This window comes from Actinosynnema sp. ALI-1.44 (assembly GCF_001984155.1).
Lineage (GTDB): Bacteria > Actinomycetota > Actinomycetes > Mycobacteriales > Pseudonocardiaceae > Kibdelosporangium.
Window position 1 is genome coordinate 427,334 of sequence record NZ_MTQO01000053.1, and the last position, 15,387, is coordinate 442,720.

13 protein-coding genes are annotated in these 15,387 nt (G+C 69.0%); 12 read left to right on the forward strand and 1 reads right to left on the reverse strand.

The features are described 5' to 3' along the window. Positions 1 to 44: 44 nt before the first annotated feature. The 7 genes from ALI144C_RS43915 to ALI144C_RS43945 all read left to right on the forward strand — a co-directional run bounded on the left by ALI144C_RS43915 (position 45) and on the right by ALI144C_RS43945 (position 8,644). Entirely contained in the window at positions 45 to 770 is a 726-nt protein-coding gene (locus ALI144C_RS43915; RefSeq protein ID WP_143231220.1) for an HAD family hydrolase, read from the forward strand. Next, entirely contained in the window at positions 767 to 3,115 is a 2,349-nt protein-coding gene (locus ALI144C_RS43920; RefSeq protein WP_076993187.1) for a glycoside hydrolase family 65 protein, read from the forward strand. Before ALI144C_RS43915 ends, ALI144C_RS43920 begins: the two co-directional genes overlap by 4 nt. Before the next feature lie 284 nt (positions 3,116 to 3,399). Next, a complete protein-coding gene (locus ALI144C_RS43925; RefSeq protein ID WP_168211505.1) occupies positions 3,400 to 4,233 on the forward strand; it encodes a DUF4097 family beta strand repeat-containing protein in 834 nt (277 codons plus the stop codon). A gap of 153 nt (positions 4,234 to 4,386) precedes the next feature. Continuing rightward, positions 4,387 to 6,240, forward strand: a complete 1,854-nt coding sequence (gene dnaK, locus ALI144C_RS43930; RefSeq protein ID WP_076993189.1) for a molecular chaperone DnaK — start codon at positions 4,387 to 4,389, stop codon at positions 6,238 to 6,240. Beyond that, positions 6,237 to 6,992 (forward strand): nucleotide exchange factor GrpE, encoded by a 756-nt coding sequence (gene grpE / locus ALI144C_RS43935; protein WP_076993190.1) that lies wholly within the window; start codon positions 6,237 to 6,239, stop codon positions 6,990 to 6,992. The genes dnaK and grpE overlap by 4 nt, the downstream gene beginning before the upstream one ends. Positions 6,993 to 7,016: 24 nt before the next feature. After that, on the forward strand, positions 7,017 to 8,192 hold the full coding sequence (gene dnaJ / locus ALI144C_RS43940; RefSeq protein ID WP_076993191.1) for a molecular chaperone DnaJ: 1,176 nt from the start codon (positions 7,017 to 7,019) through the stop codon (positions 8,190 to 8,192). Next, entirely contained in the window at positions 8,189 to 8,644 is a 456-nt protein-coding gene (locus ALI144C_RS43945; RefSeq protein WP_076993192.1) for a heat shock protein transcriptional repressor HspR, read from the forward strand. Before dnaJ ends, ALI144C_RS43945 begins: the two co-directional genes overlap by 4 nt. A gap of 10 nt (positions 8,645 to 8,654) precedes the next feature. On the opposite strand, the gene ALI144C_RS43950 is transcribed toward ALI144C_RS43945, so the two are convergent. Then, a complete protein-coding gene (locus ALI144C_RS43950) occupies positions 8,655 to 9,758 on the reverse strand; it encodes an FAD-binding oxidoreductase (RefSeq protein ID WP_076993193.1) in 1,104 nt (367 codons plus the stop codon). A gap of 331 nt (positions 9,759 to 10,089) precedes the next feature. Here ALI144C_RS43950 and ALI144C_RS43955 point away from each other — a divergent pair, with 331 nt between their 5' ends. The 5 genes from ALI144C_RS43955 to ALI144C_RS43975 all read left to right on the forward strand — a co-directional run bounded on the left by ALI144C_RS43955 (position 10,090) and on the right by ALI144C_RS43975 (position 15,382). Next, positions 10,090 to 10,863, forward strand: coding sequence for a pyridoxamine 5'-phosphate oxidase family protein (locus ALI144C_RS43955; protein ID WP_076993194.1), 774 nt, complete (start codon positions 10,090 to 10,092; stop codon positions 10,861 to 10,863). Further along, positions 10,860 to 11,318 (forward strand): MarR family winged helix-turn-helix transcriptional regulator, encoded by a 459-nt coding sequence (locus ALI144C_RS43960; protein ID WP_076993195.1) that lies wholly within the window; start codon positions 10,860 to 10,862, stop codon positions 11,316 to 11,318. Before ALI144C_RS43955 ends, ALI144C_RS43960 begins: the two co-directional genes overlap by 4 nt. A gap of 50 nt (positions 11,319 to 11,368) precedes the next feature. Then, the gene (locus ALI144C_RS43965; RefSeq protein WP_076993196.1) at positions 11,369 to 11,815 is read left to right on the forward strand and encodes a MarR family winged helix-turn-helix transcriptional regulator; all 447 of its coding nucleotides are present in this window, start codon (positions 11,369 to 11,371) and stop codon (positions 11,813 to 11,815) included. 252 nt (positions 11,816 to 12,067) lie between these two features. Further along, on the forward strand, positions 12,068 to 14,653 hold the full coding sequence (gene clpB, locus ALI144C_RS43970) for an ATP-dependent chaperone ClpB (protein ID WP_076993197.1): 2,586 nt from the start codon (positions 12,068 to 12,070) through the stop codon (positions 14,651 to 14,653). Positions 14,654 to 14,686: 33 nt separating this feature from the next. Then, positions 14,687 to 15,382: a hypothetical protein gene (locus tag ALI144C_RS43975; protein WP_076993198.1), complete on the forward strand. Its 696-nt coding sequence runs from the start codon at positions 14,687 to 14,689 to the stop codon at positions 15,380 to 15,382. The last annotated feature ends 5 nt before the right edge of the window (positions 15,383 to 15,387 follow it).

Sequence of the window (15,387 nt, forward strand, 5' to 3'; positions counted from 1 at the left end):
GCCACGCGCTGAGGAATTCACCTCACCCGGGTAGTTTCGCCTGTGTGATGGGACTGCCGGATTCGATCAAGGCCCTGCTGTTCGATCTCGACGGAGTGCTGACCGGCACCGCCGAGCTGCACAAACAGGCCTGGAAGCGGACATTCGACGACTTCGTGGCAAGCAGGGAGGGGCAGCGGCCGTTCTCCGAGCAGGACTACCTGGACTACGTGGACGGCAGGCCGCGCGCCGACGGGGTGCGCACGTTCCTCGCGGCTCGCGGCATCCACCTGCCGGAAGGCGATCCGATCGACCCGCCGTCCGCCGAGACGGTCAACGGTCTCGGCAACCGGAAGAACGAGCTGCTGCTGTCGATCATCGACAACGAGGGCGTCCGGCCGTACCCCGGATCGCGGCGGTACCTCGAAGCCGCCGCGCGGGCCGGTCTGAGGATCGGCGTCGTGACGTCGTCGGCCAACGGCGAGGCCGTGCTGGCCGCCGCGGACCTGGCCAAGTTCGTCCAGGCCAGGGTGGACGGCGTGACCATCGCCGCGCAGGGCCTGCGTGGGAAGCCCGCGCCGGACTCGTTCCTGGCCGGTGCCAAGGCTTTGGGCGTGTCCCCCGGCGATGCGGCGGTGTTTGAGGACGCGCTGTCGGGTGTACAAGCAGGGCGAGACGGGAAATTCGGGTTCGTCGTCGGCGTGGACCGCGCGCACCAGGCCGACGCACTGCGCGCGCACGGCGCCGACGTGGTGGTCGAGGACCTCGCCGACCTGCTGGAGGAACGATGACGACGCCGGGCTACGAGATCTCGCCGTGGCAGTTGCGCTGGCGCGGACTCGACCTGGAGGGCCTGCGCCGCACCGAATCCACGTTCGCCCTCGCCAACGGTCACATCGGACTCCGCGGCACGTTCGAGGAAGGCGAGCCGCGCGGTCTGCCGGGGACGTACCTCAACGGCTTCTACGAGCAGCGCAAACTGCCGTACGCCGAGGCCGGGTACGGCTTCCCCGAGGACGGGCAGACGGTCGTCAACGTCACCGACGGCAAGATCATCCGGCTGCTGGTCGAGGACGAGCCGCTGGACATGCGCTACGGCCGCGCGCTGGACCACGAGCGTGTCCTCGACTTGCGCTCGGGCACGCTGCGCCGCCGCACCGAGTGGGAGTCGCCGACCGGCCGCCGGGTCCGGATCACCTCCGAACGGCTGGTGTCGTTCACCCAGCGCGCGATCGCGGCGATCCACTACACCGTCGAGCCGCTGGACGACAAGATCCAGTTGGTCGTGCAGTCCGACCTGCTGGCCAACGAGCCCGTGCTGTCACGGACCGACGACCCGCGCGTGGCGGCCGCCTTGGACAAACCGCTGATCAGCGACCACGCGGCGGCGGCCGACTACCGGGCCGTGCTCGCGCACCACACCAGGTTGTCCGGTCTGCGGCTGGCCGCGGCCATGGACCACGAGATCGACCTCGCCGAGGACAACGTCCGCACTGAGATGTCCGTCGAGGACGACCTCGCCCGGCTGACCATCGCGGCCGACGTGCCCAAGGGCAGCAAGCTGACGCTGACCAAGTACATCGCCTACGGCTGGTCGAGCCAACGGTCGTCGCCCGCGTTGCGCGCCCAGGTCGACGCCGCGCTGGTGGGTGCGTTGCAGACGGGCTGGCAAGGCCTGCTGTCCGAGCAACGGGCTTTCCTGGACGAGTTCTGGGACACGGCGGACATCGAGGTGGAAGGCGACGCGGAACTGCAGCAGGCCGTGCGGTTCGCGCTGTTCCACGTCCTTCAGGCCGGTGCCCGCGGCGAGTCACGGGCCATCCCGGCCAAGGGCCTGACCGGCCCCGGCTACGACGGGCATGCCTTCTGGGACACGGAGAGCTTCGTCCTGCCGGTGCTGACGTACACCATCCCGGACGCGGCACGCGACGCGTTGCGTTGGCGACACTCCACTTTGGACAAAGCGCGGGCGCGGGCGAAGACGTTGTGCCAGGACGGCGCCGCGTTCCCGTGGCGGTCGATCAACGGTGACGAGTGCTCGGGCTACTGGCCCGCGGGCACAGCGGCGTTCCACATCAACGCCGACATCGCCGACGCGGTGGTGCGCTACCTGAACGCCACGCAGGACAAGCCGTTCCAGGACGAATGCGCGCTGGAGCTGCTCGTCGAGACGGCACGGCTCTGGCTGAGCCTCGGCCACCACGACACGCACGGGAAGTTCCGCATCGACGGCGTCACCGGCCCGGACGAGTACACGGCCATTGTGGACAACAACGTCTACACCAACCTGATGGCCCGGCGGAACTTGCGCGCGGCGGCCGAGATGGTCGAGGCCAACCAGGCACAGGCGCGTCAGTTGGGCGTGGACACCGAGGAGGCGTCACGCTGGCGTGACGCGGCCGACGACATGGTTGTGTTGTACGACGACGAACTCCACGTGCACCCGCAGTCGGAGTGCTTCACCAGCCATGCCCGCTGGGACTTCAAGAGCACGCCGGCCGAGGCTTATCCACTGCTGTTGAACTACCCGTACTTCGACCTGTACCGCAAGCAGGTCGTGAAACAAGCGGACCTGGTGCTCGCGTTGCACCTGTGCGGCGACGACTTCACGCCCGAGGAGAAAGCCCGCAACTTCGCCTACTACGAGGGGCTGACAGTCCGCGACTCGTCGCTGTCGGCCTGCACCCAGGCGGTGATCGCCGCCGAGGTCGGTCACGTCGAGCTGGCGTACGACTACTTCGCCGAAGCGGCGCTGACGGACTTGCACGACCTGCACGACAACGTCCAAAACGGACTGCACATCGCTTCGCTCGCCGGTGCGTGGCTGGCGGTGGTCGCGGGGTTCGGCGGGATGCGCGACCACGGCGGGAAGCTGACGTTCGCACCGCGCCTGCCGCCGGAGCTGACCAGGATCGCGTTCCGGATGTCGTTCCGCGGCAGCAAGATCGGCGTGGAGATCAGGCCGGAACGAGCCGCGTACCGGCTGAACGCGGGCGAACCGCTGGAGCTGGCGCACCACGGCACCCCCTTCACCCTCGGCGCCGAGCCGGTGACCCTGCCCATACCGGCGCCGCCGAACCTGTCGACGCCCCAGCAGCCGCACGGCCGCGCACCCGCCCGCCGCCGCCCCAGGTAGTCGCCCCAGGCAGTCTTCGCAGGTGGGAGCGGGTCATCCTGTCGGCACGAGGTCGATCCTCCGGACGACTGAGCCGAACGGGGGTAGGGCTGGCACCAAGGTGCGAATGGCGGCCAACTCCCGCGCGCGGCCTACCCCTGACGCGTAACTTCCTTGCTGGCGGTCCACTCAGGGTCCTCGATCCGGGTCGGGTCCGGGTAGTCCCGGATGCCCCCCGGGGTGCGGGCTCAATAGGTTTTGGGCTGATGCAGGAAACGAATGCCGATGGGGAGCTGGAGATGGACATGTCTCGTCGTGTTGTGCTGGGGGTCTGCGCGATCGGCGTGGGGACGCTCCTGCTGTCCGGGTGCGACGGCTTCCGCGTGAACTCGTCGAACTTCAGCGATACCACCGACCTCACGCAGAAGGTCGCCGCGGTGCGGATCGACAACGGTTCGGGGTCCGTGCGGATCCGGACCGGGGCGACGTCGTCGGTCAAGCGGACTGTGTACTACCGCGGCGACAACAAACCGGGGCAGACCCATCGGCTCGAAGGTGACACGCTGGTCCTCAACGACTGTGATCAGAACAACTGCTCGGTCGACTACGAGGTCACGTTGACCGCCGCGGCCAAGGTCATGGGGGAGAACAGGTCGGGCGAAGTCGAAGTGGCGAGCATGTCCGAGGTGGGGGTACGGACCGGGTCCGGGGACGTCCGAGTCAGGGACATCCCCGGCCCGGTGACCGTCAACGTGCGCTCCGGCCGGGCCGAGCTGATCAACGTCGGCCAGTCCGCGGTGGTCGAGGCGGGCTCCGGCGACGTGGTGGTGACCGGGGTCAAGGGCGACGTCACGATCAAGGCCCGGTCCGGTGCCACGGACGCGACCGGCGTCGAGGGCAAGGCGTCGATCGACAGCTCGTCCGGTGATGTCCGTCTCGACATGGTCACCGCGCAGAGCGCGAAGGTGACCGCACAGAGCGGTGCCATCAACGTGCTGGTCCCGCGTGGGCAGGCGTACAAGACCAACGTGTCCACCAGTAGCGGGGAGAAGACGGTCAACGTCGACACCAGTCAGGACTCGAAATACGTCCTTGACCTGGAGGCGCGCAGCGGTGACGTGACGGTCGACTACCGCTGAGACCCAGCCGGGAACAAATCCGGGACCCCGCTCGTTGGCCTGTCAGGAAGGTTGAGCGGAACCCGCTCAAGTCTGATTTGACCGGCGTGAACTCCCGGGGGCAGACTTGAGCCATCCACGCTCAAGGCGAAGAACCACTACCGGGAGGATTCCATGGCGCGAGCGGTCGGCATCGACCTGGGGACGACCAACTCCGTCGTCGCCGTTCTCGAAGGCGGTGAGCCGACGGTCATCGCCAACTCCGAGGGATCTCGGACGACTCCGTCCATCGTCGCCTTCGCCAAGAACGGCGAGGTGCTCGTCGGGCAGCCGGCGAAGAACCAGGCGGTCACCAACGTTGACCGCACCATCCGCTCGGTCAAGCGGCACGTCGGCTCCAACTGGAAGACCGACGAGATCGACGGCAAGACCTACACGGCGCAGGAGATCAGCGCGCGCGTGCTGCAGAAGCTCAAGCGCGACGCCGAGGCCTACCTGGGTGAGCAGATCACCGACGCCGTGATCACCGTCCCCGCGTACTTCGAGGACGCGCAGCGGCAGGCCACCAAGGAAGCCGGTCAGATCGCGGGCCTGAACGTGCTGCGGATCGTGAACGAGCCGACTGCGGCCGCCCTGGCGTACGGCCTGGACAAGGGCAGCAAGGAACAGACCATCCTGGTCTTCGACCTCGGTGGCGGCACGTTCGACGTGTCCTTGCTGGAGATCGGCGACGGTGTCGTCGAGGTCCGCGCGACCAGCGGTGACAACCACCTCGGTGGCGACGACTGGGACCAGCGGATCGTCGACTGGCTGGTGGAGAAGTTCAAGCAGTCCAGCGGCATCGACCTGACCAAGGACAAGATGGCGCTGCAGCGCATCCGCGAGGCGGCCGAGAAGGCGAAGATCGAGCTGTCCAGCTCGACCAGCGCCGCCATCAACCTGCCGTACATCACGGTCGACGCCGACAAGAACCCGCTGTTCCTCGACGAGACCCTGTCCCGCGCGGAGTTCCAGCGGATCACGTCCGACCTGCTGGACCGCACCCGGGCACCGTTCAACAACGTGATCAAGGACGGTGGCATCAACGTCGCCGACATCGACCACGTGGTGCTCGTCGGTGGTTCCACCCGCATGCCCGCGGTGACCGACCTGGTCAAGGAGCTGCTCGGCGGCAAGGAGCCCAACAAGGGCGTCAACCCGGACGAGGTCGTGGCCGTCGGCGCCGCGCTGCAGGCCGGTGTGCTCAAGGGTGAGGTCAAGGACGTCCTGCTGCTGGACGTGACCCCGCTGTCGCTGGGCATCGAGACCAAGGGCGGCGTGTTCACCAAGCTCATCGAGCGCAACACGACCATCCCGACCAAGCGCTCGGAGATCTTCTCCACCGCGGACGACAACCAGACCACGGTCGGCATCCAGGTCTTCCAGGGCGAGCGCGAGTTCGCCGTGCACAACAAGAAGCTGGGCACGTTCGACCTGACCGGCCTGCCCCCGGCGCCGCGCGGCGTCCCGCAGATCGAGGTCACCTTCGACATCGACGCGAACGGCATCGTGCACGTGTCGGCGAAGGACCTGGGCACCGGCAAGGAGCAGTCGATGACCATCACGGGCGGCTCGGCGCTGCCCAAGGAGGACATCGACCGGATGGTCAAGGACGCCGAGGCGCACGCGGAGGAGGACAAGCTCCGCCGCGAGGAGGCCGAGGTCCGCAACCAGGCCGAGACGCTCGTCTACCAGACCGAGAAGTTCCTCAACGACAACGAGGAGAAGGTCCCGGCCGACGCCAAGGAGAAGGTCACCTCGGCCATCACGGAGGCCAAGGAGGCGCTCAAGGGCGAGGACACGGCCGCGATCAAGGCCGCGGTCGAGAAGTTGTCGCAGGAGTCGCAGGCCATGGGCGCGGCGATGTACGCCTCCGCCAACGCGGCCGGTGGCGGCGAGGGTGCCCAGGCGGGTGGCCAGGGCGCGCAGCAGCCGAAGGACGACGTGGTTGACGCCGAGATCGTCGACGAGGACGAGAAGAAGAAGTGACTGACCAGGGACCGCACGACAACAACACCTCCGCTGACACCGAGCAGTCCGGGGAGCCACGAGTGGTGGTGCGCGACCGTCGCCGGATCGACCCGGAGACCGGCCAGGTCAAGACCGTGACCGAGGAGGTGCCCGTCGACGAGGCGGGCGCCCCCGAGGGCGGCAGGCACGCGGCGTCCGAGGAGCACACAGACGCCGCGCCGCCTGAGGTCGAGGCCGAGATCGTTCCGGACATCGTCTCGGAAGAGGTCTCACTCAAGGAGCAGCTCGAGGAGCGCACCAGGGACCTGCAGCGACTGCAGGCCGAGTACGCCAACTACCGCAAGCGGGTGGACCGCGACCGGGAGAGCGTGGTCACGGGCGCCAAGGCCGCGGTGATCAACGAACTGCTCGCGGTGCTCGACGACCTCGAGCGGGCGGCCGCGCACGGCGACCTGACCGGTGCGTTCAAGGCGGTGGCGGACAAGCTGACCGCCACGCTGCAGCGCGTCGGGCTCGAGCCGTTCGGCCACGAGAACGAGGCGTTCGACCCGTCCGTGCACGAGGCCGTCCAGCACGACACGTCCCCGGACGTGCAGGGCCCGACCGTGACCGCGGTACTGCGCCGCGGCTACCGGATCGGCGAGCGGACGCTGCGCCCCGCGCTGGTGGCCGTGACCGACCACGAGCCCGGCGCACCGGCGGCCAAGGCGCAGGAATGGGTCGAGCCGGCCGAGGAAAAGGCAGATGGCGATCCGGCTGACCGGAACTGACCAGCGGAAGGGAGGGGACGTCCGGTGAGCGCTAGGGACTGGATCGACAAGGACTTCTACCGTGAGCTGGGCGTCTCGTCCAGCGCGACGGACGCGGACATCAAGAAGGCGTACCGCAAGCTGGCCAGGGAACTGCACCCGGACGCCAACCCGGGCAACGTCGAGGCCGAGTCGCGGTTCAAGGCGGTGTCCGAGGCGTACGGCGTGATCGGCGACCCCGAGAAGCGCAAGCAGTACGACGAGGCCCGCAGGCTGTTCGGTGGCGGGCTGCGCGGGTTCGGCGGTGGCGGCGGTGGTGGCGCGGGCGGCTTCGACGTCAGCGACATCTTCGGCGGCGCGAACGCGCAGGGCGCGGGCGGCGGTTTCAGCGGCCTCGGCGACATCCTCGGCGGCCTGTTCGGCAGGCGCGGCCAGGGATCGACCGCGGGCAGGCCACGCCGCGGCGCCGACGTGGACACCGAGGTGCGGATCGACTTCCTCGAAGCGGTCCGCGGCGCGACTGTCCCCTTGCGACTGTCCAGCCCGTCCACGTGTGGCACGTGCAACGGCAACGGTGCCCGGCCGGGCACCACGCCGCGCACCTGTCCGACGTGCAACGGCGCGGGCCTGAACACGCGCAGCCAGGGCGCTTTCGCCTTCAGCGAGCCGTGCCGCGACTGCCGCGGCACCGGCCGGATCGTCGACGACCCGTGCCCGGAGTGCGGCGGCGACGGCGTGAGCACCAAGAGCCGGACGCTGACCGTCCGCATCCCGCCAGGGGTGGAGGACGACCAGAAGATCCGGCTGGCCGAACAGGGCGAGCCCGGCCAGAACGGCGGGCACGCAGGTGACCTGTACGTGCGCGTGCACGTCACACCGCACGCCATCTTCGGCCGCTCGGACAACGACGTGACCATCACCGTGCCGGTCACGTTCCAGGAACTCGCGCTCGGCACCACGCTGACCGTGCCCACACTGGACGGCAAGGTCTCCTTGCGCGTCGCACCGGGCACAGCCAACGGCCGGGTGTTCCGCGTTCGCGGCAAGGGCGTCGTCAAACGCGACGGCGTGGCCGGGGACCTGCTCGTCACCGTGCAGGTGTCGGTGCCGAGCAAGTTGTCCGACGAGGCACAGGCAGCGCTGGAGGAGTACACGAAGGCCACCACGGGCCAGGACCCCCGGCCCGAGCTGACCGCCTTGCTGAAGCAGAGGAGCGAATGATGATGCCCTCGTTCCCCAGCGGCGTCCCCTTCCCGGCCAACGCCGACGAGGACACCCCGATCTTCGTGATCTCGGTGGCAGCCCAGTTGTCCGGCTTGCACGCGCAGACCCTGCGCAGCTACGACCGCCTGGGCCTGGTCTCCCCCGGCCGGACCTCGGGCGGGGGGCGGCGGTACTCCATGCGCGACATCGCGGTGCTCCGCGAGGTTCAGCGTCTCTCCCAGGAGGAGGGCGTGAACCTCGCGGGTATCAAGCGGATCATCCACCTGGAGAACCAGGTGACCGCGCTGCAGGCCCGTGTGGAGGAACTCACCCACGAACTGACCGCGGCGTACGTGGCGGCCGAGCAGGCCGCGGCGGCTGTGCACGCGTCCTACCGGCACGACCTGGTGCCTGTCCGCAAACCGGCCACAGCGCTGGTGGTCTGGAAACCGCAGCCCCGCCGCGGTTAAGCCGGGCTGCTCAGTCCAGGGTGAACGGGTCGTACGTGATGTGGTCCAGCGGCGTGCCCGCGACGAGCATGCGCGAAACGGTCGACCTGATCATCGCTGGTGACCCGCTGACAAGCACATCCCGGTCCGCCCACGCTCCATAGCGCGTGACCACGTCGGCCAGAGTGCCGTGCTCGACCCCGGTGGCGTCCGGTTCGGACTCGAGCACGGGGACCACGGTCAGCCACGGGTTGGTGCTGGCCAGGTGCTGCAGGTTCTTGAGGTCGTACAGATCAGACAGAACGCGGCCACCGTAGAAAAGGTGCACGCGCGGATTCTCGCCCCACTGGCTGAGCTCGTCGATGATCGCCCGCATGGGAGCGAGGCCCGTTCCGCCGGCGACCATGACTAAGTCCCTGGTGTTCTCCCTGTCCACGCGCATCCGGCCGAGCGGCGGGCCGAGCCGCCACGTTTCGCCGACCTGCGTGTGTCCGACGATGGCGCGGCTGACCCAGCCGCCTTCGACCGTCCGGATGTGGAAGTCGATGGTCCCGTCCTCGCGGGGCGCGTTGGCCGGGGAGAGGTAGCGCCACAGCCTCGGCCGGTGCGGCGTTTCGACGCTGACGTACTGGCCGGGCGTGTACGGCATCGGGTGATCGGTCTGCACGGTGACGACGGCCAGGTCCATGCCGATGCGGTGGTGGTCGACGACAGCCGCCGGGTACCAGGCGGGCCCGTCGTCGGCGTTGGCCGCGTCGAGCATCGCGCGGGCCATGATCGTGTACGCCTCGGCCCACGCGCGTTCGATCTCGTCGGTCCAGGACTTGCCGGAGAACTTCTTCACCGCGGCGATCAACGCCGTGCCGACGGCCTCGTAGTGGGCGCTGATCACACCGAACTTGCGGTGGTCGCGGCCGAGTTGGCGCAGGAACGGGTTGAGGTCGTCCGGCCGGTCGACCAGTTGCACGATGTGCACCAGGGCGCGCAGCAGGCGGGAGCGCTGGACCTGCATGTTGGCGGGGAACATCTCCCGCGCGTTCGGCGACAGGCTGAACAGCATCCCGTAGAAGAACTTGGCGACTTCGTCGGACTTGGGCTCGACGACGGCGAAGCTCTCCCGGATGAGCCGCACCATCGCGGCCGCGCCGGACGCGGCGTCCGATGATCTGGCCTGCGCTGGGCTCGGGGACTTGGGGGACTGCGGTATCGGACTCACTACTGCGTTCGCGGTCATGGTCGGGGCACGGACTCCAACCTGTGGCTCAGACGTCTTGACGGGCGTCACTGTCTTGTCACGTATCCATCCCCCGACAGGGTTGGACAGTAACCCGATTCTCGTGGGATGTCCGCCTTGATGCCACCTTCGTGTACTTGTGTGTGACGCAAAGTTCCCCGTCTTCCCTCTTCCGGCGGACAACCGACAGGCGGGCTGGGCGCTCGCCGCTTGATATGAAACTGTTACGCGCGTGCCTTTCGCAACCCCGACCCCCACCGGCACCGCCGAGGCGCATCTGTTGGACCTCGAACTGGCGGAGCCCACACCCAGGCCGCGGCCGAACCTCGCCGTGGTCGGGACAGAAATGCCCGATCCCCTCATGGACGCCGAGGAAGCCGACCTGCCCGGATCCAGAGGCGAGCACCTGCTGCAATGCGCATACGGCAGTCGCGACCGGGCCAAGAAGTTCTACGACAACCAGCTGCTCGACCACCTCAACGAGGCGATGATCGAGTTCGTCGGCCGGATGGAGATGGCCTTCGTGGCCAGCGCGGACGCCAAGGGCGAGTGCGACTCGTCGTTCCGTGCGGGCCCGCCGGGTTTCCTGCGGGTGCTCGACGCCAAGCACGTCGCGTACCCGGAATACCGGGGCAACGGCGTGCACGCCAGCCTCGGCAACGTCTGTGAGAACCCTCACTTGGCAATACTGATGGTCGACTTCGTCCGCGATCTCATCGGCCTGCACGTCAACGGCAAGGCGAGGGTCGTCGAAGACGCCGACATGCGTGCGGACCACCCGGACCTGCCCACCGACCACGACCGCGGCCGCACCCCGGAGCGCTGGGTGGTGGTCGAGGTGGAAGAGGCCTACATCCACTGCCGCAAGCACATCCCCCACCTGCAGCCGGTCTCGCGGACCCGCGAGTGGGGCACCGACGACACCAGGCGAAAAGGCGGCGACTACTTCGCGGCCAAGGCCACACAGCGGCTGGAACGGGAAGTGGTGCACACTTCCCGGCAGTGAACAGCACGAGCACCCACCCGACCGGCGACCGGGAGTCCGCGACCCACGCACTGGAGCGCGAACTGTCCGTGCTGTTCGGGCGGGCGCGAAGCGTCTCGCTGAGCCTGGCGGCCCGGGTTCACCCCGAACTGGACGCGGCCTGCTATGCCCTCCTGCTGCACCTGGGCGACGTCGGCCCGGTTCGCGCCGCCGACGTGGTGGAGCGCACCGGCCTGGACAAGTCGACGATCAGCCGCCAGATAGCCCGCCTGGAAGAACTCGACCTGGTGGAGCGCGTGGCCGACCCCCACGACGGCCGCGCCCGGCTCGTCCAGCTGACCGACGTGGGTGCCCAGCGGCTCGAAACCGTGCGAACCGACCGCCGCGCCCGCCTGCACGCGATCCTGGACAGCTGGCCGACCGACGAGATCACCACGTTCTCCACCTTGCTGGGCAAGCTGAACCGCGACCTCTGACCCCGCTGATATAGTTGTATTTGACAACAAATAATGGTGGAGGTCCGGCGATGAAGCCCACTTCCGAGGACTACATCGGCCTGCTGCGGCAGGTCCGGGTCCTGATGGAGATGCAGCACGCCGCCACCATGCGCAGCTGGGAGGAAACCCGGCTGCAGCCGGGTGCGGGCAAGCTGCTCGCCGAGTTGTCCTACCGCGGTGAGTCCCGGGTTTCCGATCTGGCCGGGCTGCGTTTCGTCGACGCCTCGGTCGTCAGCCGCCAGGCCGCTCAGCTGGAGAAGCTCGGGTTGATCAGGCGGCGGCCCGCGCCGGACGACCGTCGCGCCGCCCTGCTGAGCGTCACCGAGGAAGGCGAGCGCGTGCTCGACCAGTGGCGCAAGCACCAGGCGGACGCGATGGCCGATGCGCTGAGCGACTGGGACGCCGAGTCCGTCGCCGCCGCCACCGAGCACCTCGCCCGGATCAACGAGGGATTGCGGGCCCGCCTGTCCGGCTGAGATCACACGCGGAGAAACCGGTTCCACCCGGACGGCCGCTTGCTCGTGCCCGGGTCGTTCCGGTTATCCACCCCGCTGTGGATAGCGACCTGCGGTTTGTGGGCAACTGGGCACTTTGTGTGGACAACCACGTTGGTACATGTGAGTGAACTTGAGTTGAGCGGAACAGACTCAACTTTTCTGACGTTGGGCATGATGACGGCTTCTGCGGGAAGCTGGCACCAGGGCATCACACGCGTACTGAGGTGAGGGATGGACGCTTTCAACCCGACCACGAAGACCCAGCAGGCGGTCTCCGCCGCGGTCCAGGCGGCGACTGTCGCGGGGAACCCGGACGTCTCGGCGGCGCATCTGCTGGCCGCGCTGCTCGCGCAGGGCGACGGCCTGACCGCGCCGCTGCTGACGGCGGTCGGTGCGGACCCCAGGGTGATCGGCAAGGAGCTGGAGAAGGTCCTCTCCGCTCTGCCCGCGGCGACCGGCGCGACCGTCTCGCAGCCGAACCTGAACGCCGAGGCGGCCAGGTCGTTGTCGCAGGCGCAGAAGCTCGCGACCGAGATGGGCGACGAGTACGTCTCCACCGAGCACGTCCTCTACGGCCTGGCCTACGAACGCGGCGCGGTCGGTGAACTGCTGCGCAGGCACGGCGCGACGGCCGAGGCCATCAAGGACGCGTTCACCAAGGTCCGCGGCTCGTCCCGGGTGACCAGCCCCGACCCGGAGGGCACGTACCAGGCGCTGGAGAAGTACGGCGTCGACCTGACCGAGCGGGCGCGCAAGGGCGAGCTCGACCCGGTGATCGGCCGGGACGCCGAGATCCGCCGTGTGGTGCAGGTGCTTTCCCGCCGGACCAAGAACAACCCGGTGCTGATCGGTGAGCCCGGTGTCGGCAAGACCGCCATCGTCGAGGGCCTCGCGCAGCGGATCGTCGCGGGTGACGTGCCGGAATCCCTGCGCGGCAAACGAGTCGTCGCGCTCGACCTCGGCTCCATGGTCGCCGGTGCGAAGTTCCGCGGCGAGTTCGAGGAGCGGCTCAAGGCCGTGCTCAAGGAGATCACGGACTCCGCCGGTCAGGTCGTCACGTTCATCGACGAGCTGCACACCATCGTCGGCGCGGGCGCGACCGGTGAGGGCGCGATGGACGCGGGCAACATGATCAAGCCGATGCTGGCCCGCGGCGAGCTGCGGATGGTCGGCGCGACCACACTGGACGAGTACCGCGAGCACATCGAGAAGGACCCCGCGCTGGAGCGCCGGTTCCAGCAGGTGCTCGTCGGCGAACCGTCGGCCGAGGACACCATCGGCATCCTGCGCGGCCTCAAGGAGCGCTACGAGGTCCACCACGGTGTCCGGATCACCGACGCCGCGCTGGTCGCCGCCGCGACGCTGTCCGACCGCTACATCACCGCCCGCTTCCTGCCCGACAAGGCGATCGACCTGATCGACGAGGCCGCGTCCCGGCTGCGGATGGAGATCGACTCCCGGCCGGTCGAGATCGACGAGGTCGAACGGTCCGTGCGGCGCCTGGAGATCGAGGAGATGGCGCTGGCCAAGGAGGAGGACCCGGCCTCCAAGCAGCGGCTGGCCGCGTTGCGCGCCGAGCTGAGCGAGAAGCGCGAGGCGCTCAACGCGTTGACCGCGCGCTGGCAGAACGAGAAGGGCTCGATCGAGAAGGTCCGCAACCTCAAGGAGGAGCTGGAGCAGTTGCGCGGCGAGGCGGACCGGGCCGAGCGCGACGGTGACCTGGCGAAGGCCTCCGAGCTGCGCTACGGCCGGATCCCCGGGCTGGAGAAGCAGTTCGAGGCGGCGACCGAGTCGACCAAGTCCGAGTCGGTGATGCTCAAGGAGGAGGTCGGCCCGGACGACGTCGCCGAGGTCGTGTCCGCGTGGACGGGGATCCCGGCGGGCCGGATGCTGGAAGGCGAGACCGCCAAGCTGCTGCGGATGGAGCTGGAGCTGGGCAGGCGGGTCGTCGGCCAGGCCGAGGCCGTGCGTGTGGTGTCCGACGCGGTCCGCCGCTCGCGGGCCGGTGTCGCCGACCCGGACCGCCCGACCGGGTCGTTCCTGTTCCTCGGCCCGACCGGGGTCGGCAAGACCGAGCTGGCCAAGGCGCTGGCGGAGTTCCTGTTCGACGACGAGCGGGCGATGATCCGCATCGACATGAGCGAGTACGCCGAGAAGCACTCGGTGGCCCGCCTCGTCGGCGCCCCGCCCGGCTACGTCGGCTACGACCAGGGCGGTCAGCTCACCGAGTCGGTGCGGCGGCGGCCGTACAGCGTGGTCCTGCTCGACGAGGTCGAGAAGGCTCACCCGGACGTGTTCGACGTGCTGCTGCAGGTCCTGGACGACGGCAGGCTGACCGACGGCCAGGGCCGCACGGTCGACTTCCGCAACACGATCCTGGTGCTGACGTCCAACCTGGGCTCGCAGGCCATCGCCGACGTGAACCTGGACGAGCAGCAGCGCAAGGACGCGGTGCTGGCGGTGGTGCAACGGCAGTTCAAGCCGGAGTTCCTCAACCGGCTCGACGACATCGTGGTGTTCCACCAGCTCGCCACCGAGGAGCTGACCTCGATCGTCGACATCCAGATCGAGCGGCTCGGCCGCAGGCTGGGCCAGCGCAGGCTCACCCTGGAGGTCACCCCGGCGGCACGGGACTGGTTGGCGCTCAACGGGTTCGACCCGGTGTACGGCGCGCGGCCGTTGCGGCGACTGGTTTCGTCGGCGATCGGCGACCAGCTGGCGAAGAAGCTGCTGGCCGGTGAGATCACCGACGGCGACACGGTCAAGGTGGACACCACCAACGACACGGCCGCGTTGGTCGTAGCGCGCGCCGAATGATCCGAGCCGGGGATGTCCGCTAGTCTCTGACTGGTGGGCATCTCCGCGTGGGTGTGGTTCGCCGTCGCCGCTGTGGCGGCCGTCGGCGGGGCCGCGCTGCTCGCCCGAGACCGTGCCGTCCGGACCTCACGCAACCGTGAACGGCGCCGGTGGGCCGCGTTGCGCGGCTGGCAGTTCACCGAGACCGACAACGTCCTGCCGACCCAGTGGGACGGTGGCGCGCTGGCGTACTACGGCGGCGGGATCGCCAGGGACGTGGTGGCCGGTTCCACCTTCACCGCGGACGGCAGGCGCCGGGTCTACGTCTACGACCTCGACAACGGCGGCCGCGTCAGCGCGGTGATCGTCGCGGTGCAGTGCCGCCGCAAGCACGAGGTCGTGGTGGAGCTGTGGCTGCCGAGCGTGCCGTTCGAGCAGGAGCACATGCCTGAGCTGCTCGGCCCGGTCGGCCAGCGGTACGCCTTCGTCTCGGATCTGGCCAAGGCCCGGGCCCTGATCACGCCCGACCTGGTCGACGCGGCCGAGGAGATCGGCCCGGACGTGATGGTCGCCTGGATCGAGGACGGCTGGGTGCTGGCGGCGGCGCCCGTCAACGCCAACCCCTCCCGGCTGGAGCGCCTGCTGCGCAGCCTCGGTGAGGTGGCGGACGTGGTGGACCCGTTCGAGGACGACGAACAGCCCTCGCCGGACGGCACGGCTCAAATCCCGCCGGGGCGGCACGGCCAGTAGTTTGG